Genomic DNA, 437 nt, shown 5'->3' with positions numbered 1-437 from the left:
CAGCGAGAGCACATCGCTTTCGACGAAGAGTTGCGTGCGGCTTTCCGCCACCTCGCAACCCTCGGCACGCGCCTGCGCACGGGATGCTTCGCTGCCCCATACGAGGACCCGCATCCCGAATGCCTGCCCATAGCCAGCCACCAGGCGACCGATCTTGCCGTAACTCCAGATACCCAGCGTGCGTCCGCGCAACACGCGACCCAGCGAGCCGTCGCCCGTGGCCTGCCAATGCCCTGCATGCAGCGCATCACCATGGGCGCGCAGGCGCCGGCTCGCCGCCATCACCAGCGCCCAGGCCAGTTCCGCTGGCGCCACCGGCGAGCCGCTGCCTTCGGCCACCGCAACGCCGTGGCGAGTGCAGGCCTCCAGGTCGATGTTGGACGACAGCCGCCCGGTCTGGCTGACCAGCCGCAGCCGCGGCAGGCGGGCCAGCAACG

General features: G+C 70.5%; 1 protein-coding gene. It reads right to left on the bottom strand.

What is annotated here, in order from left to right:
• Window positions 1-437: NAD(P)-dependent oxidoreductase (locus CWM66_RS28600; RefSeq protein WP_304598311.1), on the bottom strand; the 437-nt coding region annotated here is incomplete at both ends.

It is taken from the genome of Kosakonia sp. H7A (assembly GCF_003028445.1).
Classification (GTDB): Bacteria; Pseudomonadota; Gammaproteobacteria; order Enterobacterales; family Enterobacteriaceae; genus Kosakonia; species Kosakonia radicincitans.
The sequence above is the reverse complement of the archived record's forward strand: the minus strand, read 5'-3'. Positions and strand labels throughout refer to the sequence as shown.